The following is a 23,519-nucleotide window of genomic DNA, read 5'->3' as shown; positions in this document are numbered from 1 at the left end:
CTTTATTAAAATTTAAATGTTAAGTTGAAGCCTATATCTCTTGTTGTAGGCAACGATCCAACAGAATAACCTCTGGATTTATTTCCTGATGACAATCCACTTTCAGGATCTGCGTAAGGTAAATTTTTGCTTATTATCCATAAATTTGACCCTAATAAGCTTAATGTTGCAGCATTAACAAACGTTCCTTCAAACATTTTTTTAGGAAAATTATATGAAATTGAAACTTCTCTCAATTTTACGTAGGATGCATCATAAATAAAAGCTTTAGCAGGCGCTGCCAGATAGCCGTAATTATTAGAATAAGCACCTGGACCAGTACTCGGTAGATTATTATTATTTACTGTTGGAACTGTATTTTTAGTTCCATCAGGAGAAACACCAGAATTTAAAATACCTTTTTCTCTAATATTTCCTGTTGCTGTTTCCGGATATATACCGTTGGCAAGACCATAATACATGTCTAATGAAAATATATCGCCTCCTTTTTGAGTATCAATTAAAAAACTCATAGAAATATTTTTATACGTAAGTTTATTTCTAACACCACCAATCCAGTCTGGTGTAACATTTCCAATAGTATTATCTGATGTTCCGGATATCAAATATTTCCCAGTTTTTTGGTCTACAGTTCGTTGTCCATTTGTATAAATGTAATCTGTCCCCTTAATTGCTCCGTATGCTTCTCCTTTAGTCGCGTTTACTGTAACTCCTCCTTGAAAAGAAGCTATTTCTAAATTGTCAATTTCTCCCGGTAAAGAGACAACCTTACTTTTATTATTAGACCAGTTCACCGTAATATCCCAACTAAAATTTTCTGTTTTTACAGGTGTTCCTGTAAGTTGAATTTCTAATCCTCTATTTTCAATGTTTCCACCATTAATCCATGCATATGTAAATCCTGAAGCTCCTGAAACTGCTCCAGATACAATTTGATCTACTGTATTGGTTTTATAATAGGTAACATCTAACCCCAAACGTCTGTTAAAAGTGCTGGTTTCTAATCCAACTTCAAAAGATTTTGTCCTTTCGGGTTTAAGATTAGGATTTTTATTTGTGTTTGGTAGAGTATACATAGGCTGTCCGTTAAAGTTTGAACTTCTAGTGTATGTATTTACCAAACTTAAAGGCTCTGCATCGTTACCAACTTCAGCATAGTTTACTCTAAATTTTCCCAGGTTCAGCCAATCTGCTTTTACTAAATTAGAGAACAGGAAAGATCCTGAGATTGCCGGATAAACGTAGGTATTATTTTCTTTTGGCAATGTCGAAGAAACATCTCTTCTTATTGAAGCATCTACAAAATAAGTATCCATATAACCTATAGACCCTTGAGCATAAATTCCATCAACTCCCCAGTCAACTTTGTTTTCAGTAGGAAAAGGCAATTCATATCTGGAATTAGATAATGCATATTTTCCTGCTTCAACCAAACCTCCTATTGTAGAAGACAGAATGTTATCTTTTTTGTTTCTTCTAATATTTGAACCCAAAACTCCCGTTAAGCTTAGATTATCGCCGAATTTTTTATTGAAGTTTAACATGAAATCATAATTAATTTCCTGAAAATTGACATCATATCTTTGATAACCTGAATTTTCATCAACTGGAGATAATCCAAAACCGGTTGCAGTAGATCCTACAGCCCTTCTTTCTTCCTGAAGTTGTCTGTAAGTATCCAAAGAAACCCTTCCTAATGCACTTAACCAACTTGTAATTTCATAATTAAGAGACGCATAACTAAACAAACGTGTTTTATTATCTGAAGAATAATTTTGATAACGGGTAAAATAAGGATTATCCCAGTAGGCAGGTTTTAATTCAGAAGCATTTGGATCAGCCCAATTCCATGTTATATTTTGACCTCCGGATGCATTATATACATTTTGCAATTCTTTTACATCAACATTGGTTTCCCACCATTGTCTAAAAGTTCCCATTATATTATCATTATAACCCGTAGAGTTTCTGCCTACAGTATTTTGCAATGTTACAGCGGCATAAGCATTTGCGGTAAGTTTATCCGTAATTTTTTGACTGAAACGTGCACTTAACTGATTCTTTTTTAATTCACTATTTGGCAATATTCCTGTTTGAATTGTATTAACATATGACATTGAAAGACTTGATCTTTCGGTTGCTTTTTCAAGAGAAATACTGTTTGTGTTTGTTATAGCTGATTTGAAAAAAGAAATAGGCCCGTTTTTAGCTGCACTCCAGGCAGTAGGTTTATTATAATTTTGTGAATATGGAGTAAAAGAATCCCATTGGTAAACTGGCTGTCCGGTAAAAGCGTCTCCATATGAAGCATCATTTGAAGTATCTACTGTTGGAACAGAACTTTCGGAATCCAGAAAAGAGCTTCCAAAACCATAACCTGATCCATATTTATTTTGATATTTAGGAAACGTAGTTTTATCAACCGTTCCAACTGTCATACTGCTTGAAAAAGTAAAACCAACTTTATTATCGTCTCCTTTTTTACCTTTTTTAGTCGTAACCATTACTACTCCATTTGCTGCTCTTGATCCGTATAAAGCAGTCGCGGCAGCACCTTTAAGAATATTGATGCTTTCGATATCTTCCTGATTAATATCTGCTGCATTGTTACCATAATCATAACCGCCTCTTCCTGTACTTTGAGTGGTTGTATTAGAGTTTGAGTTATCAAGCGGAACGCCGTCAACTACCCACAGCGCCTGGTTATTCCCTGTAAGCGATTTGTTGCCACGAATAACAACATTTGTAGAACCTCCAAAATTATTATTTCTGGAAACCTCAACTCCCGCAGCTTTACCTGACAAAAGATTGGCTACGTTTGTATTTCCTGCCCCACTATTTACTAAGTCATTTCCTGAAATTTGCTGAGACGCATATCCAAGCGATTTTTTCTCTCTTTTTACTCCTAAAGCTGTTGTTACTACAACTCCTTCCAATTCTACAGAATCGTCTTTTAGTTTTACATTAACAACAGAAGAACTAGCAGCCATTTCCTGGGTTTTCATTCCAATATAGCTGAATATAATAATCTGGTTTGATGCTGCTTTAATAGCATATTTTCCATCAAAATCAGTTTGTGTTCCTGATTTAGTTCCTTTAACTAATACGCTAACCCCTGGTAAAGGTATTCCGGCATTGTCAGAAACTATTCCTGTAATAACTTTTTCCTGGGCAAATGTCAATTGCAAAGCAAGTACAAAAAACAGTACCACAAATCTTTTTAATTTTTGTTTCATTATTTTGATTTTTTGATTTATTGGTGCAACTTATCACAAAATTATAATTTTAACAAGAATTTTATTTAATTTAACATTATTAAATATAATATTAATCTTACTTATTTAGGTTTGATCGCAAAATAAAGTAAGAAAAGTCGTTGATTTGAAGATGGTTATCTAAAGAGATTGAATTGTTTTTGCAGAGATGAATTCAAAAGCCCAATTCCTAAACAAAAAACTAAAATGTTATATTTTTAAGTTTTCAGTAATTATCGAGAATTGAAAATTAAATGGTAGAAAAGTTTTTTGGAAATAAAAAAACCGCCTAAATCATGTCTAGACGGTTTAATCTTCTTACAATTTTTTTTACTAAAAGCTTACTAATTCAAAATAGTCAAAAATGAATATAAGAAGGTATTGTTAGAAATTTATCCTTTTAATGAAAAGAGCCTAAACTTGAATTCAAGTAATTATCTCTTGTTTTAAATAAAGTAAGAAAATTAATATAATTAAATCAATTTTCCTACAAAAACTTTTTATTTAACTTTAAATAAATTATGTTCTTATTTATTGTTTCTAAACAACTAAAGAAACTCTTTATTTATTTGATACAAAAATACTGAGCGATTCTCTCTTACAATAGAATTATACGTCAAATTAGTATCAAAAAAAGCCAATAGTTACAAAACTATTGGCTTTAAATTTTTCTATTAAGTATAATTGTAACTTACATTCTTTCCGGAACTTCAATTCCTAATAAAGTAAACGCTGATTTTATAACTTCGGCTACTTTCTGCGAAAGCTGAACTCTGAATATCTTTTTAGTTAGATCAACTTCTCCTAATATATGAACCGATTGATAGAATGAATTGTATTCTTTTACTAAATCATATGTATAGTTTGCAATTAAAGCCGGGCTATGATTTTGTGCCGCATTCTGAATTACTTCCGGAAAAAGTTCGATTTGTTTTACCAACTCTTTTTCTTTTTCGTGAAGCACTTCGACTCCGCTCAGTGTGACATTATAGTCAAAATCGGCTTTACGAATAATTGATTGAATTCTCGCGTATGTATATTGTATAAACGGGCCTGTATTTCCGGCAAAATCAACAGATTCTTCCGGATTGAATAAAATACGTTTTTTAGGATCTATTTTTAAAATATAATATTTTAAAGCTCCAAGACCAATTGTTTTATACAATTTAGCTTTTTCCTCTGGCGAATAACTGTCTAACTTTCCTAAATCTTCAGAAATTTGTTTGGCTGTATCTGTCATATCCTGCATCAAATCGTCTGCATCTACAACCGTTCCTTCACGGCTTTTCATTTTTCCTGAAGGCAAATCAACCATTCCGTATGATAAATGATAAAGACTTGAAGCCCAATCAAAACCTAATTTTTTCAGGATTAAAAATAAAACTTTAAAGTGATGATCCTGTTCGTTACCAACTGTGTAAACCATTCCGCCAACATCCGGCATGTCTTTTACACGCTGAATCGCAGTTCCTATATCTTGTGTCATATAAACCGCAGTTCCGTCAGAACGCAATACGATTTTACGATCTAAACCTTCATCTGTCAAATCAATCCAAACCGAACCATCAGGGTCTTTTTCGAAAACACCGCTATCAAGACCTATCTGAACAACATCTTTCCCTAATAAATAAGTATTACTTTCATAATAATATTTATCAAAATTAACTCCAAGATTGGTATAAGTTGTAGCAAAGCCATCATAAACCCATTGGTTCATTTTTTTCCAAAGTGAAATTACCTGCTCATCACCGGCTTCCCATTTACGAAGCATTTCTTGCGCTTCAACAATAATTGGCGCTTGCTTTTTAGCTTCTTCTTCTGTTTTACCAGCTTCTATCAGTTGATTGATTTCTGCTTTGTAAGCTTTATCAAACTCAACATAATATTTTCCAACTAATTTATCTCCTTTTAAATTTGAACTTTGAGGAGTTTCTCCGTTTCCGAATTTTTCCCACGCAAGCATCGATTTACAAATATGAATTCCGCGATCGTTGATGATTTGAGTTTTGTATACTTTTTTTCCTGAAGCTTTGATAATTTCAGCTACAGAATATCCTAACAAATTGTTACGAACGTGACCTAAATGCAAAGGCTTATTGGTATTTGGTGAAGAATATTCGATCATAATAGCTTTATCATCCGAATTTGGCGTTACATATCCAAATTTAGAATTGTCTTTGATTTCATTAAAGAAATTCAGATAATAACTATCTGCAATTACAATGTTTAAAAATCCTGAAACTACATTAAAGCGTGCTACTTCAGAAACATTTTCAACCAGATAATTTCCAATTTTATTTCCTAATTCGGCAGGATTGCTTTTAATCACTTTTAATAAAGGAAAAATTACCATTGTAATATCGCCTTCAAACTCTTTTCTGGTAGTTTGAAATTCAATTTTATCAACAGTAACATCAAATAATGCTTGTATTGCTTTTTGTATAGAAGGGGTAAGAATTTGTGATAATGACATGTAAACTTATTTTTAAAGTGAGCAAAGATACTGCTTATTCATCAATTAGAGAAAATGAAAAAGATATAAAATACAAGAAAACGATTAGAATTTCTTAAAAACCAAATTGTTTTGAATGTTAAAATTATCAAAAAATTAAAACGCTAATCTACTATAAAACAGAACATCAGAAAAAAAAGATATTTTTTTATTTATTTTTCTGTAACATATCGACTGTAAAAGAGTCTTAATAGGAACTTTGAATTTATTCAAAAAGAAAAAAAATCTAACAAAAACAAAAACAATCATCATCAATCAATCAAAATAATCAAGCACCAAATTATGAAATTAAAATTCTTTCTGTTCGCATTACTGGGTGTAATTGGAACAGCACAAGCCCAGAATTCCGGAACAGTCTCCGGGAAAATTACCGAAAAATCTAATAACGCGCCTATTTCTTACGCAACGGTATCGATTAAAGATAACGGAAAAGTAGTTTCTGGCGTTAATACGGATGATAACGGAGATTTTACCATCAAAAATTTAGCTTTAAAAAACTATACAATCGAAATTCAATACATTGGATTTAGAAAATATATTGGCTCTGTAATTTTAAGCGATAATAAAAAAGACGCAATTGTTAAAGTTTCTCTTGAAGAAGAAGCAACGCAGCTAAAAGGGGTAAATATTGTAGCGGAACGCTCGACTATGGAACAAAAAATTGACCGAAAAGTAATTACTGTCGGAAAAGATTTGACTACTGCCGGAGCTTCTGCATCTGATATTATGAGTAATATTCCGTCTGTAAACGTAGATCAGGACGGAAAACTTTCGCTTCGTGGAAACGATAATGTTCGTGTATTGATTGACGGAAGACCTTCGAATATTGATCCTGCACAATTGTTGAAACAAATTCCGTCGACTTCAATCAAAAAAATTGAGTTGATTACGAATCCGAGTGCAAAATACAATCCGGAAGGAATGTCTGGAATTATCAACATTATTCTGCATAAAAATGCAAACACTGGTTTCAACGGAAGTTACAGTGGCGGTATTACTTTTGGAGAAACTGCCAAATATAATCAATCATTAGATTTGAACTACAAAACCGGAAAAGTAAATTTCTTTGGAAATGCCGGTAATAATTTCGGTACCTATTTTAACAATGGCCGAATCCAAAGATTAGATCAGGACGTTAATCAAAAATTAAAGATTTCTAATGAAAACGATAATTATTTGTATAAAGTGGGGATGGATTATTTGATTGATGATCACAATACTTTATCTATTTATACCAATCAGAATAAATCTAGCGGAACCGGAAATGTAAATACTGATATTGATTACAATAATGATGATCCAAATATTAAGAATATTTTTCAAAAAGGAAGATATCAAGGACCAAATACAACCGGAACTTATAATTTAGCATACAAACACATCTTTAAAAAAGAAGGTCATACTTTAGATTTCGAAGGAAATTACAGCAAAACTGATGCTACTCAAAATGCAAGTTTTGAAACTACAACAACAAGCCCTGCTAATACAACTAATACTATTGCTTATAAAGATTTTATTGGCGACGATAGAAAATTAGGAACTTTAAACATTGATTATGTTAATCCGTTAAACGATAAAACGACTCTTGAAGCTGGTGCTGAAGCCAGAATAACAAGAACAGATAATGATTACAATACAGGTAATCCGGCGGTTGCGGTTAAAGATCAAATTTCAAATTATACTTATGATACAGATATTTACTCTGCTTATGTAACTTTTGGTCAGAAATTCAAAAAATTCAGTTACCAATTAGGAACTCGTTTTGAGAGTTATAAAGTTGCTGCAAACTTAAATCATGGTCAGACAAAATTTGACGATGATTATATTACCTTATATCCATCAGCTTATTTAACGTATAATCTGAATGAGAAAAACACTTTTCAATTAAGTTATAGCCGTCGTGTAGACAGACCAAGTTTAGAGCAGACAAAACCTATTCGTGAGTTTTCTACTCCGTTAGTAACTTCATACGGAAATCCTGAATTAAGACCTCAGTTTACCAATTCTGTTGAAGTAAATTATACTAAAACCCTTGAAAAAGGAAGTATTACCGGTGGTGTTTTCGTAAGAAGCATTAACGATCAAATTAGCAGAACTTTAAGTCCTGATCCTAATGATGCATCTGGATACAAACAAATTTTAAGTTTCACAAACTACGATCACAACAGTGCTTATGGTTTTGATCTTTCGTTAAATTATAAACTTACAAAATGGTGGGATATTCAGCCATCTATTGATTTTTCGAGTATAAACCAGGAAGGTGTAGTTTTTGTGTTTGATCCTGCAACAAGTACAAGTTCACCGCTTCAACGCAGCGTTACAACTTCGGCATTTAATGCTCGTATGAACTCAAACTTCAAGCCTACAAAACGTTTAAGCTTTTTATTATTCGGTTTTTACAGAAGGTCCTGTTGATGAAATTCAACAACACAGAAAAGAAATGTACAAAATTGACATAGGTTCACGTTATACATTATTAGACAACAAAATGAATATAAGCGTTCGTTTTAATGACGTTTTCAATACCATGAGATTCGCTTTTGACGGAATTTATCCTTATCCTCAAACAGGTCAGTTTTCTTGGGAAAGTCAAACCGTTTATTTAGGATTAACCTATAACTTTGGAGGTGCAAAAATTAAAAACCTGCAGCGTAAACAAAGAGAAGATAACACTAACAAAGGTGGTGGTGGAATGTTTTAATCCCACTTTTATTAGTAGATTTTAATAGTTCTTGTAGAAAAGAAAAGCCTGGAGTATGCCAACTCCAGGCTTTTTTGTTTATTTATTTCTTTATAAAAAATTTCTTAATTCCTTTATTTCTTCCGGATTCGCGATTTCAGTTTCGTCTGTAATGGCTGATGAATGATAAAAAGTGGGTTCTAATTTTTCCTGTAACAATTTAATATTCGAAGATCGCAAACCTCCGCCGGGCATAATTTCGATTTTATCTTTTGCCCATTTTTGAATTTTCTCTAAAGCAAAAATTCCTTCTTCAACATTTATACCTTGCCCGGAAGTCAAAATGGTTTTAAAACCACAATCAATTATATCTTTGAGAGATTCTTTAACGTCTTTTACTACATCAAAAGCGCGATGAAATGTACATGAAAGCGGATGCGCCAAATTGACCAATTCTTTATTGCGTCTTTTATTGATCCGTCCATTTTCTTTTAAAATTCCAAAAACAAAACCGTCTACGCCCAATTTCTTGAATTGTTTGATGTCTTGTTTCATTTCTGTAAACTCTTCATCGGTATAAATAAAATTTCCGCCCCGGGGTCTGATGATAACGTGCATCTTAATCATTAACTCCTCCCGAACTTTTACAGCTAAAATATAATTAGGAGTTGTTCCTCCAAGTTTCATATTCTCGCACAACTCAATTCTATCAGCTCCGCTTTCTTGCGCAATCAGTGCCGATTCGTAATTGAAACACGCTATTTCGAGTTGATTTTTTTTCATTTTACTAAATTAATAAGTTTCGAATTAATTCGACCTAAGCAATTACTAAAAATATTGGTAGAAAGCTAAGTATAATGAGTGAATTAGAAAACATGTAAATTGGAACGTGGACTTCGACTCCGCTCAGCCTGACAAACTCGGGCACAAAGCATCAATTGAAAACAACTGTCATCCTGAGCGGAGTCGAAGGCTTATTTAATACTAAACGTTCTTTCTATCTAAATTCTTATGTGTTGTTTCATTTAAACATACTGAAAGTTTTTTCAAATCTTCCCATCTATCATTTATTATAGCTTCTTTCTTTTTTCGACTCCAGCCTTTTACTTGTTTTTCGAATAAAATTGCTTGATTTACATCATTAAACTCAGTACAAAAAACTAGTTGAAGAGGCCTTTTATTATAAGTATAACTCTCTTTATTTGAACCAAAACTATGTTCATTTAATCTCCTTTCTATATCATTTGTAACTCCTGTGTAATAACTATTATCAGAACATTTTAATATATAGACGTAATACCTTTTCATTTTTTTTTAATTTGAAATTTTTAAAAGTAAGAAATTTATTTCAAATTATTACGTATTGTATCACATTCTCATTGTCACCCTGAGCGAAGTCGAAGGGCGCCCCAATTGGAACGCGGGCTTCGACTTCGCTCAGCCTAACATATAAATTCGCTCATACTTACAAGATTTAAATACACATGTCACCCTGAGCGAAGTCGAAGGGCGCCCCAATTGGAACGCGGCTTCGACTTCGCTCAGCCTGACATAAGACTACGCTCATGCTTACTAGATAACTTTGAAATAAACAAGTCACCCTGAGCGAAGTCGAAGGGCGCACCAATTGGAACTTGGGCTTCGACTTCGCTCAGCCTAACATACAACTACGCACAGCTTTATAATCAGGTACAAAAAAACCTGCTCTAAAAAGAGCAGGTCTTTAAAATATAATATTAAGATGAACTAAATTACCATTTTATAATAGCACTTGCCCAGGTAAAACCACTACCAAAAGCAGCCAAAACAACTGTATCGCCTGATTTGATTTTTCCTTGTTCCCAAGCTTCTGTCAAAGCAATCGGAATAGAGGCTGCGGTTGTGTTTCCGTATTTCTGGATATTATTATGAACCTGATCGTCGCTCAATTTGAATTTGTTTTGGATGAATTGTGAAATCCTCAAATTTGCCTGATGCGGAATCAACATATCGATATCTGAAACCTGTAAACCGTTTGCTTCCAGACCTTCGTTTATAACTTCTGCAAAACGAACTACTGCATTTTTAAATACAAATTGCCCGTTCATGTATGGATAATAACTTTCGTCATTCGGGTCATTATCAGCTAAAATATCCGTTACCCAGCGTGCTCCCATTCCTGGTGCCTGTAACGCTAATTCTTCGGCATGTTGTCCTTCTGAATGTAAATGTGTTGAAAGAATTCCTTTTGTCAAATCTTCTTCACGGCTTAAAACTGCCGCTCCTGCTCCATCTCCAAAAATTACCGAAACACCACGTCCTCGGGTTGTCATATCCAATCCTGTTGAATGAACTTCAGAACCAATTACTAGAATGTTTTTATACATTCCGGTTTTAATGTATTGATCTGCAACTGAAATTGCATAAACAAATCCCGAACATTGGTTTCTAACATCTAATGCTCCAACTGTTCTTAATCCTAAATCACGTTGCACTAAAACTCCGGGACCTGGAAAATAGTAATCCGGACTTAATGTCGCAAAAACTACAAAATCAATATCTTCTTTGGCTATGCCAGAACGTTCTATAGCAATTTTAGCTGCTTTTACTCCCATTGTAGTTGTGGTATCTTCTCCACGAATGATATGTCTGCGCTCCTGAATTCCGGTACGTTCCTGAATCCATTCATCATTGGTATCAATTAACTTAGACAAATCATCGTTGGTCACAACATTTGAAGGAACATAATATCCTAAGCCCGCTATTTTTGAATGATACATATTCTTTTATTATTTGTTAAAAAATTGGAATGCAAATTTAAGTATTGTTTAAAACATAAGCGTACAAATTACTCTTTTTTTCGTAATTAGCAATTTAATATACTTTAATTATACCTTTAATAAAAACTATTTATATTCTGAAAAAACAGTTTTTTAGTCAAAACAATGAAAACAATGAAAAATAACACCTAAAATGTAACAAGACTAAGGTACCTTAGACAAACATTTATGAATACCATTTTTTCAAACCCATAAAGACAAATATTTACAAAGCAAACCATAAAACAAGAAACCCGATAGTTTAAAAACTATCGGGTTTCTTGTTTTATAGCATTAAAAAAATATCTAATTTTCTAATTGACACATTACCTAATTTACAGATAATTCAAACCTAAAAATATCTCTTGTTCAAGAGGCAAATCGATTTCACTTTCAAAAAATACCAGTTGTCTTTTATAAACAGTTTCAATTAAATAATGATTTCCTCTAAAATAAGTTCTTCTAATTTTTACCGGTAATTTCGATTCTGAAACCATCTTAAACTGATGCGGATAAACTAATGTTTTATGGGTCTGATCTTCGTAATCCAATAATAAATGGGTCGGAATTTCATTTACTTCTCCAAAAAGGGAAGCCACATATTTAGTTTGCGGATCTTCGTATATTTTTGTCGGATTATCTTTTACGATAACTTCTCCGTTTCGCATTACGATCGCTTCATCTGCAAATGACAAAGCATCTGTGCTATCATGCGTGGCGATAATACAGGTAATTCCTTTTTGTTTTAAGTATCGGAATAAATTTCGGCGTAAAGCATTTTTTCTAAAAGCATCAATCTGGCTGAAAGGTTCATCTAATAAAATTACTTCCGGTTCTAATGCTAAAACTCTTACCAGCGCTACCCTTTGTTGTTGTCCTCCACTTAAAAATTTTGCTTTTACATTCGAGAACGATTCCATTTCTACCATTTCTAATAATTCCTGAACGCGAAGTTTTTTCATGTTGGCAAAACCATTCGAAAGAAACTTACCTACGTTTTCAGCAACCGTTTCAAAAGGAGATAAATCAAAATCCTGCGCCAGATACTTCATATAGGGCATCCCGGGAATCAAATTGTATTTTGGACCTAAGATTGGCTTTTCATTATAAAAAATCTTGCCTTCGTCCAGATCATATAAACCGTATATAAGTTTAAGAAGCGTACTTTTTCCGCAGCCGCTTTCACCAATAATGGCAATATTATCACCTTTATTAATGGTAAAAGAAACGTCTTTTATGACGGGTTTATCGGTATACGAAAAAGAAATATTTTGAATGTCGAGCATGGGTTGTATTTGAAAGTCCAAATTTACAATGTTTAATTTCTAAAGTCAAAAAAAAAGCTGCTTCAATTAAGAAACAGCTTTTTTTATATTTTATTTTATCTGAAGATTATTTTCCAGCTTCGGTTTTAGCATCATTTACCATTTTGTCATTTGCAGTAATAGAAAATTCTACACGACGGTTTTGCGCTCTTCCTTCCGGAGTATCATTTGTTGCAATTGGATCAACAATTCCCAAACCTGAAGTTTTGAAACGGCTAGATTTTAATCCTTTAGAAACTAAATAAGATTGCACAGATGCAGCTCTTTGTCCGGAAAGTGTCAAATTATATTCGGGTTTTCCTGTATTATCAGTATAACCAAAAATTTGAATATCAGTATCTCCGTAATCATTGAATACAGGAACCAATTTATCTAAATTTGCTTTTGCCTGAGATGTCAAAGTTGATTTATTAGTATCAAAACGAACGGCATTTTCGTTCAAAGTCAAGTGAATTCCTTCACCAACTCTTTCTACGTCAGCGCCTGGTAAAGCCTGATCAATTTCACGGGCTTGTTTGTCCATTTTATTTCCAATCAAAGCTCCGGTTCCACCACCAACGGCAGCACCAATGGCAGCACCTAAAGCAGCATTACCACCGTGGCCTAAATTATTTCCTAAAATACCACCAATAAGTCCACCGGCAACTACTCCTATTCCTGCTCCTTTTTGTGTATTATTTGCGTTTTTTACTGAATCGCAACTTGCAAAGAAACTTACCAATACAAGTAAACTACTCAACCCTAAAACTGTTATCTTTTTCATGTGTATATATTTTTATTATTAATTGGCTTTTAATTCGCTCTCTGAAAATCGTACGTTACATCCTTAGTTTGTCCACCAACGTTAATGTTATCAATTAACTGAAATGAATTATCAGTTACTCCGGCTACTTTAAGCAAATAACCTGATTTAACATTTTTCGATTTTACTCCCGGATCTACAATTTTAAGTACTAAAAGTCCCTGATTATTGATACTCCAAACAATAGGAGAGGTAAATGCAGTACAACTTGGTGCATTTAAAGTCATTGTTCCTTTATTATTGTTTGAAATAAATTTCCATGTACTGCCAATAAAACATTTAGAATCAGCAAGATCAAATGAAGTTACTTTAATATATTCAGAACCTGGATATGAAACATTGGTAAGAACCCAGTCTCCTTTTAGTGCTACTTGAGTCGATTTATCAAGTTTGGTCGAAAGCGTAGTTGCTTCTGTTGAAGCTGTAGACGAAGATGATTTACACGCAAATAACATCGTGGCAATCATGCAAATGAAAATAATTTTCTTCATTTTATACATATTTTTAAGTTAATACTTACATAATATAGCTGTTGCTATACAACAAAGATACAACTCATAACAATAATTTAAGTTCTAAAATCTAATTATTTTCTTTCAAAATTAACACTTCTGCCATTTTGTCGCCCAAAAAACAATTGGTATTCTATTTGAAGAAATGAGTATCATCACATTAAACTAAAAATTAAAATAAATATGACAACAGGTAAAATTAATGTTTCGGTAGAAAACATCTTTCCCTTAATCAAAAAGTTCTTGTACAGCGATCACGAAATCTTCTTACGTGAGTTGGTTTCAAACGGAACTGATGCTACTTTAAAATTAAAACACCTAATTAGCATTGGCGAAGCTAAAGTAGAATACGGTAATCCGGTAATCGAAATCAAGGTTGATAAGGAAGGAAAAAAAATCCACATTATTGATCAGGGTTTAGGTATGACGGCTGATGAAGTTGAAAAATACATCAATCAGGTTGCTTTTTCTGGAGCTGAAGAATTCCTTGACAAATACAAAGATTCTGCAAAAGATTCTGGAATTATTGGTCATTTTGGTCTTGGTTTTTATTCTGCATTTATGGTTGCAGAAAAAGTAGAAATTATTACTAAATCTTATAAAGATGAACCAGCTGCGCACTGGACTTGCGACGGAAGCCCTGAATTTACTTTAGAACCAGCTGACAAAACTTCACGTGGTACAGAAATCATCCTTCATATTGCTGAAGATTCACTTGAATTTTTAGATGATTCTAAAATCAGCGGATTATTGAATAAGTATAATAAATTTATGCCTATTCCAATTAAATTCGGAACAAAAACAGAAACACTTCCAAAACCGGAAGATGCTCCGGAAGATTACATCAATGAAACAGTTGAAATTGATAATATCATCAACAATCCAAATCCAGCCTGGACAAAACAGCCAACTGAATTATCTGATGAAGATTATAAAAATTTCTACAGAGAATTGTATCCAATGCAATTTGAAGAGCCGTTATTCAACATTCATTTAAATGTAGATTATCCTTTTAATTTAACCGGAATTTTATATTTTCCTAAGTTAGGATCTGATATGCAAATTCAGAAAGATAAAATTCAATTGTACCAAAACCAGGTTTACGTAACTGATAACGTAGAAGGAATTGTACCTGAATTTTTGACGATGTTAAAAGGTGTAATTGATTCTCCGGATATTCCGTTGAACGTTTCCCGTTCTGGTTTACAGGCAGATGGCGCGGTTAAGAAAATTTCTAACTACATTACCCGTAAAGTTGCAGATAAACTGAAAGCTTTATTTACAGAAAACCGTGCTGATTTTGAAGCAAAATGGAACGATATTAAAATTGTTTTAGAATACGGAATGCTTTCTGAAGATAAATTCTACGAAAAAGCCGGTGCATTTGTATTATACCCAACAGTTGATGATACTTATTTTACTCTTGAAGAATTAAAAGAGAAATTAAAAGAAAACCAAACTGATAAAGATGGAAAACTAGTTGTTCTTTATGCCGGAAATAAAGATGCACAACACTCTTATATTCAAACAGCAAAAGATAAAGGATACGAAGTTTTACTTTTAGATTCTCCGATTATCTCGCATTTGATTCAAAAAATTGAAGGTGATAATAAAGATGTAACTTTCGTTCGTGTCGATTCTGATCATATTGATAATTTAATCAAAAAAGACGAAAACACGATTTCTAAATTATCTGATGAAGAAAAAGAAACGCTTAAAACTTCATTAGAAGCTTATATTCCAAAAGCATATTCTGTACAATTAGAAGCTATGGATAGCCAAGCTGCTCCTTTCATTATCACGCAACCTGAATTTATGCGCAGAATGAAAGAAATGAGCCAGTCTGGTGGTGGCGGAATGTTCGGAATGGGAAATATGCCTGAGATGTACAATCTGGTTGTAAATACTAATTCTGATTTGGCGACAAGCATCTTAAATACGGAAGACAAAACACATCAGGAACATTTAGTAAAACAAGCTTTAGACTTGGCTAAATTATCGCAAAACCTATTAAAAGGTGAAGCTTTAACTGCTTTTGTAAAAAGAAGTTTTGAAATGATTAAATAAGATTTTCTAAAAATCGCTCTATAAATCCCGTAAGTGAACTTACGGGATTTTTTTATCCCTGTAAATTATACCGGTTTTAATGCGCTCAAAAACGGGTAATTACCCCCTTTTTTGACAAAACCTATTGCTATAACTTTATACCCCTCAAAATACAAATAACTGATTATCAATATTAATTATAAAAAATCATGGATAAAAAAAAATTTACTGAAAATGGAGAAATCTTAACTATTCTAAAAGAATTAAAAGATGACATTAAGGATAAGAAATTCTCAGACATTGTAGATTCTAACAATTATCAATACGTTGATTTAGTTCAGGAAGGCGGTGGTGTATTAGGAATTGCTTTGGTGGGTTATGTGTATGTTTTAGAAAAAATGGGCATCCGTTTTTTAAGTTTGGCCGGAACATCAGCCGGAAGTATTAATACTATGCTCATGGCGGCAGCCGGCACAATTGATATTGAAAAATCAGAATGGATATTAGATTGTTTGTGCAATAAAAACTTATATGATTTTGTTGATGGCGATCATGATGCACGCGAATTTATTGATGCTTTATTAAGTGATGCAAGCAATCTTAAACTGATTATGAAAGGATGTCAGGTTGTGGATAATTTTAAAGATGATTTGGGATTGAATCCCGGAAATAATTTTCATCAATGGATGACGAATTTACTTTCTCAAAAAGGAATCAAAAATTATGCTGATCTAAAAGCGCTTAGACTAAAAGGAGTTTCGGACCAAAATAAATTATTCCGAATCAATAAAGTAAAACTTGGTGATAAAGAAGATTACGACAGACCAGATCACTGGAGCGAAATGGCAATTATTGCTGCTGATATTACCACTGAAAGCAAAATTATTTTTCCAAAAATGATTGATTTATTTTATTCAAATCCCGATGTTCAAAACCCAGCCGATTTTGTCAGGGCGTCAATGTCTATTCCGCTTTTCTTTACGCCTTTCAAAATTAAAAATATTCCCGGCGGAGTTGAAGCCTGGGAAAAATGGAACGAAGCAACTTGTTTAAGAACATCTGTTCCGGCAGAAGTTATGTTTATGGATGGCGGTATAATTTCAAATTTCCCTATTGATATTTTTCATGAAAATTTAACTGTTCCCGCCTCTCCTACTTTTGGTGTTAAATTGGGATATGATAAAAATGAAATTAATAAAAACGAGAAAATAACCAACGTTGTAAGCTCAATGTTCGATACGGCGAGATATGGATATGATTCGGAATTTTTAAGAAAGAACCCGGATTTCAGAAACTTAATTGGATATATTGATACCGGAAGTCATAATTGGCTTAATTTCAATCTTACAGAAGATGCAAAAATTGATCTCTTTATACGTGGCGCACAAAAAGCGGCAGAATTTTTAAATAAATTTGATTGGGAAGAATACAAAAAAATCCGAAAAGCTAAAAGTGAATATTATCAAACTGTCTAAAAAATGAACTATTCATAAAACATTTTTCTATATAATTTCGTTTATAAATCCTTTAAGCTCAGCTTGAAGGATTTTTTTATTGCATTCATTTTTATTACATTTGAATACCCAATCTCACTTAAAACAAAATATTACTATGAAAAAAACCATCTTTTCAATCTTAACAATTTGTGCAACAGCACTAATGTATGTTTCATGCTCCAGCAGCGATGATAATCTTATCGACAATAATACGCCCCAGACTGATTTATCAACAGTTGGCGCTTCGGTAGCTATTGATGCCGTAAACGAAATGGATATTAATATTGGATTATTGGTATCAAAACCTGTAAATACAACAGGAAAAACAACTGAAACTCCTACACCCGGAATTTGCGCTACAATTACAGTATCACCAACAACAGATACTTACCCAAGAGTATACACGCTAGATTACGGAACGACAGGCTGTACGACAAATCAGCTTACCAGAAAGGGAAAATTAGAAATTACACTTTCAGGTCCTGTAGCTGCAACCGGAAGTAAAATGACAATTCAAAGAATTGATTATTCGATTAACGGATTAAAATTAGAAGGGACAATTGAATATACAAATGTTACAACAGTTCCTGCAGTACCAAAATGGACCAGAAAAGTAACAAACGGAAAACTTACAGATTTGCAAGGAAGAGTATACACAAATTCAGGTATGCACACAGTTCAGCAAACTGCAGGTGTCGATACTCCTTTTATTTTAGATGATAATGTATACGAAATGATCGATGGAAGTCTTATGGTAACTTCAGTTAAAGGGACATTGACTTTGACTGTTCTGGAAACACTGGTAAAAAAATATTCCTGCACTTTTGTTTCTAAAGGAAAACTAAAAGTTGAGGGAGGTCTTTTTAACGGAGTTATTGATTATGGCAACAATGACTGCGATAGCAAATACACTTATACGCACGAAAACGGATCTGTATATCAATTACTAATGTAGAATGATTAATTTATAAAAAATACTACAAATCCCAATTTAGAAATAGATTGGGATTTATTTTTTGTAAAATTTAAACCCTACTTCCATACATTTAAACTATTTTCTTTATTTTGCACCAAAATCTAAAAAACCAATGAAAAAATCAATTATTGCCTTTGTTGCCCTTGTGCTTTTAGCATCGTGCAGCAAAAAAGAATCTGCTGACAATTTGCACATTACAGGAAATATAAAAGGATTAAAAAAAGGAACTTTATACATTCAAAGAATTGTTGACACTTCTCTTGTTGCTATTGACAGCATCAAAATAGATGGAAATTCAGCTTTTGAAACCGACATAAAATTAAAGTCACCAGAAATGCTTTATTTATACCTGGATCGCGGTGTAACAAATTCATTAGACAATAATATTTTGTTTTTTGCAGAACCGGGAAACATCAATATTGATACAAATCTTGACAATTTTATCTTTAGTGCAAAAGTTACAGGATCTAAAAATCAGGAATTATACGAGCAATATCAAAAAATAAATTCTCGTTTTACGGATGAAAACCTTTCTATGGTTGAAGCGAAATTTAAAGCCATAAAAAGACAGGATCAAAAAGCTATTGATAGTTTAGATCTAAAACAACAATCTAATATCAAAAGAAAATATTTATACGCTACGAACTTTGCCATCAACAACAAAGATCACGAAATAGCGCCTTATATTGCTTTAGCTGAAATTTATGATATCAACATTAAATTTTTGGATACAATTCAAAAATCGATGACTCCAAAAGTTGCACAATCTCTTTACGGAAAAAAACTAATAAAATACGTAGCTGATATTAAAAAGCAGCAACCTCAAAATTAGTTTTTGAAATATAAAAAGTAAAATGCCCTGAATAATATTCAGGGCATTTTTTTATGTATTATTTTATAGATCTTTTAAATATTTATAGCAAAGTTTAAATACCAGAGAGAAAAGAAGTAAAGTTGCGCAAATAAACCAAAAAACGGCAAATACAAGTCCAAATGTGCTTGCTACTCCGGGAATTGCATCATAATCAGTAGAAAACGAAAACATTTTCAGGAAAGGCTCTGCCAGCATTTTAATAAGTGCTGTAAAAACCGCTAAACCAAAACCAACAAAACCAAAGACAGATAAAAGATTAGGCTCATTTGTTTCTTCTTTTATGTAATCATTTGCAAATTCATCTTTCCTTAATTTGATTTCTTCAAATCCTACAGCATCTTCCATTTCGTAACGTTTTTGTAATTCGCTACAAATGTAAGAATTTTAATTCAAAATATAATTTAGATCTTTTACTTATAAAAGTAAAACGTCCCGAAATTCGGGACGTTTCTTAGAATCTAATATATTATCTATCTGGCAAAAAGCCCAGCTAAAACAGCAAAAACAAGAATCAAACCATATAATACTAAAATCGAAATCATCAGGATTCCAACAAACTTATAGTGTGATTTTAAGTATCCTAAAGATGCGGTTAATGCTTCAGAGTCAGTATCCTTAAAAGCTTTTTTTGCATTTGAACCAAACTTAAACAAGTAATAAACCGGAAAGAAGTAAAGAGCCGCCATTAAGAAATAAACAACACTTATGATCGTGCCAAATGAACCGCCATACATTGCCATTCCAGGCATATTTTGTAATGTAGAAAAAATGGCTCCTGCAAAAATTGCAATTACCACAATAAGACCAATTCCTATAAATCCAAGAATTGCTAAAAAATAAGCCCATTTGGCGGTTTCCCTTAAAAAGTCTTTTGCAGTTTGGTCAAGCTGCAATTCAAATTTTTCAAAAACTGAAGTTTCTTCCATGTGTAATAATTTTTCTGGTTAAGAAACAAACATAGACAATTAAATGATTGAAAGTGAAATTCTAAATTTTAATTCCAAACACAAAACACAAAATGATGTAAGTTGGGATTTGGAATTTAAAAATTGGAATTTCCTTTTTAACTTTCGGGCATAAAAAAACCACCACTAAAAAGTGATGGTTTTACGTTGAGCCGGCGGAGGGACTCGAACCCACGACCTGCTGATTACAAATCAGCTGCTCTAGCCAACTGAGCTACGCTGGCGACTCATTACGGGTGCAAATATAAAGTGGTTTTTTGTATTTCCAAAATAAATTTACAAGTTTATTTAATAAAAAAACCACCACTAAAAGTGATGGTTTTATGTTGAGCCGGCGGAGGGACTCGAACCCACGACCTGCTGATTACAAATCAGCTGCTCTAGCCAACTGAGCTACGCTGGCGACTCATTACGGGTGCAAATATAAAGCGGTTTTTCGTTTTACCAAAATAAATTTGCACTTTTTTATACTTTTTTTTGCTTACAATTCGTTGATTTTAGCAATCAATTGATTAGCAGTTTCTTCCAATTCAACATTGATTTGTTTGAAGTGCGCTTTTTTGTTTTCAACGTTCTTAGCATTCACTTTAGTGATCAAAGTATCAAAAGCTGCGATAGCCTGATCGATCAAAGCATTCGTTTCTGGAGTAGGATTTCCTGTTGTAGACATTTCGAATAAGTAAATTGCCTCAATAATATCTCCTAATACGAAATTGATATCTTTCTTTAAATTTTTAACGTTTGCCATTTTTATTTTTATTTTAATTTGCGTCTGCAAAAGTACATATAATCTTTATATTTAGCCCTATGAAATGTAAATTTCTAAAATTGAAGCTTTTCCGTTCAAAATAAATGCATTTATCTCAGCCGGAACTAAAACAGTATCACCTTTTATGTACGTATTTTTAAACCCATTATATTCAATTTCAAAACTTCCTTCGATACACATATAAACCGTAAATGATGCTCCTGATTTAGAAACATCAACTTTGCCGTCTAATGGTAAAAAATTGGTGGTAAAATAAGGACAATCAACTACTTCATTTGAAGTATTCGCTTTTGAATCGTATTTCTTCTGAGTTTCAACTTTATTATAATTGATAGCATCAAGCGCTAAATCTACATGAAGTTCTCTTTTATTTCCTTGAGCATCTACACGATCAAAATCATATAAACGATAGGTAATATCAGATGTCTGTTGAATTTCGGCAACTACTAATCCTGCTCCAATTGCATGAACGGTTCCGGTTTCCAGAAAGAAAACATCTCCGGCTTTTGCTTTTACATCATCTAAAATAGAAACTAATGTATTATCATTTAAATGTTTTAGATATTCCTCTTTACTTGAATTTTCTTTAAAACCAACAATAATTCTGGCATCAGGATCAGCTTGGGTTACAAACCACATTTCGGTTTTTCCAAATGAATTATGACGTTCTTTTGCTAATTTATCATTTGGATGAACTTGTATCGAAAGATCTTCTCTCGCATCTAAATATTTAAAAAGCAACGGAAATTGTTTTCCAAAGCGTTTGTAAACTTCTGTTCCTAAAATTTCATTTGGATTTTCGTCAATAAGTTCCATCAACGATTTGCCTTTTAATGTACCATTTGCAACAACACTTACGTCGCCTTCTACGGTAGATAATTCCCAGCTTTCACCTGTAATTTTAGAAGTAATAGGTTTATTAAGAATTGTTTTAAGTTTTTCTCCTCCCCAGATTCTGTCTTTCAAAATGGGCTCAAATTGTAATGGATATGTTTTCTGACTCATATTTTTTTGGCTAATATCACTATTTATTCAACAGTGATGTAATACTATTTTTGTGATTTATAATACTAATTCTTTTATTGTTTCTAAGGCTTTCGGAATGTGTTTGGCGGCGTTCATGCTGTCAAAAATATAAATGACAACACCATTTCGATCTATTACATACGTTACTCTTCCCGGTAAAAGACCAAAGAGATTATCCCGAACGCCAAAAAGATGACGTATTCTTTTATCAGGATCTGATAACAAAATGAAAGGCAATTGATGTTTTTTGGCAAATTTTTGATGTGATTTTACACTATCACTGCTTATCCCGATTACCTCGGCTCCTAAATCTTTAAAATCTTCGTACTGATCCCTAAAGCTGCAAGCTTCTGTTGTACAACCCGGGGTATTATCTTTTGGGTAAAAATAAATCACGATTGGTTTTCTTCCCAAAATGCTTTTGCTATCAAAAACTTCACCATGACTATCCTTTGCAGTAAAATTCGGAACTATATCTCCTATTTTTAATGACATTTAATTTTCTCCTTTATAAGTTACAAAATTGCGGTCCGTTTCATTCAAAACAATTTCTAAATCAAAATCGGGTTGAATTCTTTTTCTAATTTTATTCCATATCACAACAGCAATATTTTCTGCAGTTGGATTCAAATCCTGAAATTCCGGAACATCCAGATTCAGGTTTTTGTGATCAAACGGTATTTCTACTTCATCGCGTATAATATCCGCTAATACTTTCACATCTAAAACAAAACCAGTTTCCGGGTCAATTTTACCTGTAACACTTACTGTTAACCCATAATTGTGACCATGAAAATTGAGATTATTACATTTTCCAAAAACAGCATCGTTTTTTTCAAATGTCCAATCTTTTCTGTGCAATCGATGTGCAGCATTAAAATGCGCTTTTCTTGATATGGTTACTTTCATTAGGTTTTTGGTTAGTATTGGTTAAATTTATGGTCTTCTAAATAATGATAAAATTCATCAAAAATTATTTTGAACCAAACGGTATAAATTTCGGGCTGCTTTTCAATATCTAATTTTACATCTTCAATTTTCATCCATTTCCAATCCTCTACTTCTTCTAAATTAATAGCCGGATTTTCGTTGTAATACCCAATCATCACGTGATCAAGCTCATGTTCTGTCAAACCGTTATCAAAAGGCGCTTTGTATATAAAATGAAACAGCTCTTTTAATTCGGTTTTAAAACCCATTTCTTCAAACAATCTTCTGCTTCCTGCTTCAATATTATTTTCACCTTCGCGCTGATGGCTGCAGCAGGTATTAGTCCAGAGTAAAGGCGAGTGGTATTTTTGATGAGCACGCTGCTGTAACATAATTTCGTTTTTACTATTTAAAATAAAAACCGAAAAGGCACGGTGCAAAAGCGCTTTTTCGTGTGCTTCCAGTTTTGGCATTAAGCCAATTTGCTCATCTTGTTGATTAACTAATATTACGTTTTCTTCTATCATATAACATATTGAACTAACAAAAATACG

Annotated in this window: 19 protein-coding genes, 2 tRNA genes and 1 pseudogene; 5 read left to right on the top strand and 17 right to left on the bottom strand. The window is 32.8% G+C overall.

Features of this window, described 5'->3' with window-relative positions:
• Positions 1–5: 5 nt before the first annotated feature.
• Together ACZ0AH_RS04210 and argS are read right to left on the bottom strand one after the other, a co-directional pair.
• A complete protein-coding gene (locus tag ACZ0AH_RS04210) occupies positions 6–3,236 on the bottom strand; it encodes a SusC/RagA family TonB-linked outer membrane protein (protein WP_463474601.1) in 3,231 nt (1,076 codons plus the stop codon).
• 709 nt (positions 3,237–3,945) lie between these two features.
• Complete coding sequence (gene argS / locus ACZ0AH_RS04205; RefSeq protein WP_463474600.1) at positions 3,946–5,727, bottom strand: arginine--tRNA ligase; 1,782 nt, start codon at positions 5,725–5,727, stop codon at positions 3,946–3,948.
• A gap of 321 nt (positions 5,728–6,048) precedes the next feature.
• Between argS and ACZ0AH_RS04200 the strand changes: the two are divergent.
• Positions 6,049–8,467: pseudogene (locus tag ACZ0AH_RS04200) on the top strand (TonB-dependent receptor).
• A gap of 90 nt (positions 8,468–8,557) precedes the next feature.
• Here the strand turns inward: ACZ0AH_RS04200 and ACZ0AH_RS04195 are convergent.
• The 6 genes from ACZ0AH_RS04195 to ACZ0AH_RS04170 all read right to left on the bottom strand — a co-directional run bounded on the left by ACZ0AH_RS04195 (position 8,558) and on the right by ACZ0AH_RS04170 (position 13,862).
• The gene (locus ACZ0AH_RS04195; RefSeq protein WP_463474599.1) at positions 8,558–9,229 is read right to left on the bottom strand and encodes a copper homeostasis protein CutC; all 672 of its coding nucleotides are present in this window, start codon (positions 9,227–9,229) and stop codon (positions 8,558–8,560) included.
• A gap of 201 nt (positions 9,230–9,430) precedes the next feature.
• A complete protein-coding gene (locus ACZ0AH_RS04190; RefSeq protein ID WP_463474598.1) occupies positions 9,431–9,754 on the bottom strand; it encodes a GIY-YIG nuclease family protein in 324 nt (107 codons plus the stop codon).
• 443 nt (positions 9,755–10,197) lie between these two features.
• Complete coding sequence (locus ACZ0AH_RS04185) at positions 10,198–11,205, bottom strand: 3-oxoacyl-ACP synthase III family protein (protein WP_463474597.1); 1,008 nt, start codon at positions 11,203–11,205, stop codon at positions 10,198–10,200.
• A gap of 374 nt (positions 11,206–11,579) precedes the next feature.
• A complete protein-coding gene (locus ACZ0AH_RS04180) occupies positions 11,580–12,530 on the bottom strand; it encodes an ABC transporter ATP-binding protein (protein ID WP_463478085.1) in 951 nt (316 codons plus the stop codon).
• Between the two features lie 106 nt (positions 12,531–12,636).
• Positions 12,637–13,332 carry an OmpA family protein gene (locus tag ACZ0AH_RS04175; RefSeq protein WP_463474596.1) on the bottom strand — a complete coding sequence of 232 codons (696 nt, stop codon included), beginning with the start codon at positions 13,330–13,332 and terminating at the stop codon, positions 12,637–12,639.
• A 29-nt stretch (positions 13,333–13,361) separates the two neighbouring features.
• On the bottom strand, positions 13,362–13,862 hold the full coding sequence (locus ACZ0AH_RS04170) for a lipocalin family protein (protein WP_463474595.1): 501 nt from the start codon (positions 13,860–13,862) through the stop codon (positions 13,362–13,364).
• Between the two features lie 204 nt (positions 13,863–14,066).
• Between ACZ0AH_RS04170 and htpG the strand changes: the two genes are divergently transcribed.
• The 4 genes from htpG (at position 14,067) to ACZ0AH_RS04150 (ending at position 19,233) form a co-directional block, all read left to right on the top strand.
• Entirely contained in the window at positions 14,067–15,950 is a 1,884-nt protein-coding gene (gene htpG, locus ACZ0AH_RS04165) for a molecular chaperone HtpG (protein ID WP_463474594.1), read from the top strand.
• Between the two features lie 188 nt (positions 15,951–16,138).
• The gene (locus ACZ0AH_RS04160; RefSeq protein WP_463474593.1) at positions 16,139–17,404 is read left to right on the top strand and encodes a patatin-like phospholipase family protein; all 1,266 of its coding nucleotides are present in this window, start codon (positions 16,139–16,141) and stop codon (positions 17,402–17,404) included.
• Positions 17,405–17,540: 136 nt separating this feature from the next.
• Positions 17,541–18,380, top strand: a complete 840-nt coding sequence (locus ACZ0AH_RS04155; RefSeq protein WP_463474592.1) for a hypothetical protein — start codon at positions 17,541–17,543, stop codon at positions 18,378–18,380.
• 133 nt (positions 18,381–18,513) lie between these two features.
• Positions 18,514–19,233 carry a DUF4369 domain-containing protein gene (locus ACZ0AH_RS04150; protein ID WP_463474591.1) on the top strand — a complete coding sequence of 240 codons (720 nt, stop codon included), beginning with the start codon at positions 18,514–18,516 and terminating at the stop codon, positions 19,231–19,233.
• A 63-nt stretch (positions 19,234–19,296) separates the two neighbouring features.
• Here the strand turns inward: ACZ0AH_RS04150 and ACZ0AH_RS04145 are convergent, their stop codons facing one another.
• The 9 genes from ACZ0AH_RS04145 to idi all read right to left on the bottom strand — a co-directional run bounded on the left by ACZ0AH_RS04145 (position 19,297) and on the right by idi (position 23,492).
• Positions 19,297–19,620 carry a hypothetical protein gene (locus ACZ0AH_RS04145; RefSeq protein ID WP_463474590.1) on the bottom strand — a complete coding sequence of 108 codons (324 nt, stop codon included), beginning with the start codon at positions 19,618–19,620 and terminating at the stop codon, positions 19,297–19,299.
• Between the two features lie 125 nt (positions 19,621–19,745).
• Entirely contained in the window at positions 19,746–20,201 is a 456-nt protein-coding gene (locus ACZ0AH_RS04140) for a hypothetical protein (RefSeq protein WP_463474589.1), read from the bottom strand.
• A 189-nt stretch (positions 20,202–20,390) separates the two neighbouring features.
• A tRNA-Thr gene (locus tag ACZ0AH_RS04135) sits at positions 20,391–20,464 on the bottom strand.
• A gap of 105 nt (positions 20,465–20,569) precedes the next feature.
• Positions 20,570–20,643: transfer RNA gene (locus tag ACZ0AH_RS04130), tRNA-Thr, on the bottom strand.
• A 78-nt stretch (positions 20,644–20,721) separates the two neighbouring features.
• Entirely contained in the window at positions 20,722–20,988 is a 267-nt protein-coding gene (locus ACZ0AH_RS04125; RefSeq protein ID WP_026982865.1) for a hypothetical protein, read from the bottom strand.
• A 57-nt stretch (positions 20,989–21,045) separates the two neighbouring features.
• Positions 21,046–22,014, bottom strand: a complete 969-nt coding sequence (locus ACZ0AH_RS04120; RefSeq protein ID WP_463474588.1) for a type I phosphomannose isomerase catalytic subunit — start codon at positions 22,012–22,014, stop codon at positions 21,046–21,048.
• A gap of 57 nt (positions 22,015–22,071) precedes the next feature.
• On the bottom strand, positions 22,072–22,530 hold the full coding sequence (locus ACZ0AH_RS04115) for a peroxiredoxin (RefSeq protein WP_463474587.1): 459 nt from the start codon (positions 22,528–22,530) through the stop codon (positions 22,072–22,074).
• A complete protein-coding gene (locus ACZ0AH_RS04110; RefSeq protein ID WP_463474586.1) occupies positions 22,531–22,944 on the bottom strand; it encodes a 6-pyruvoyl trahydropterin synthase family protein in 414 nt (137 codons plus the stop codon).
• 11 nt (positions 22,945–22,955) lie between these two features.
• Positions 22,956–23,492, bottom strand: a complete 537-nt coding sequence (gene idi / locus ACZ0AH_RS04105) for an isopentenyl-diphosphate Delta-isomerase (RefSeq protein WP_463474585.1) — start codon at positions 23,490–23,492, stop codon at positions 22,956–22,958.
• Between the last annotated feature and the right edge of the window lie 27 nt (positions 23,493–23,519).

The organism is Flavobacterium sp. AC105 (genome assembly GCF_979258495.1).
This window is presented reverse-complemented; position numbering and strand designations above follow the sequence as displayed.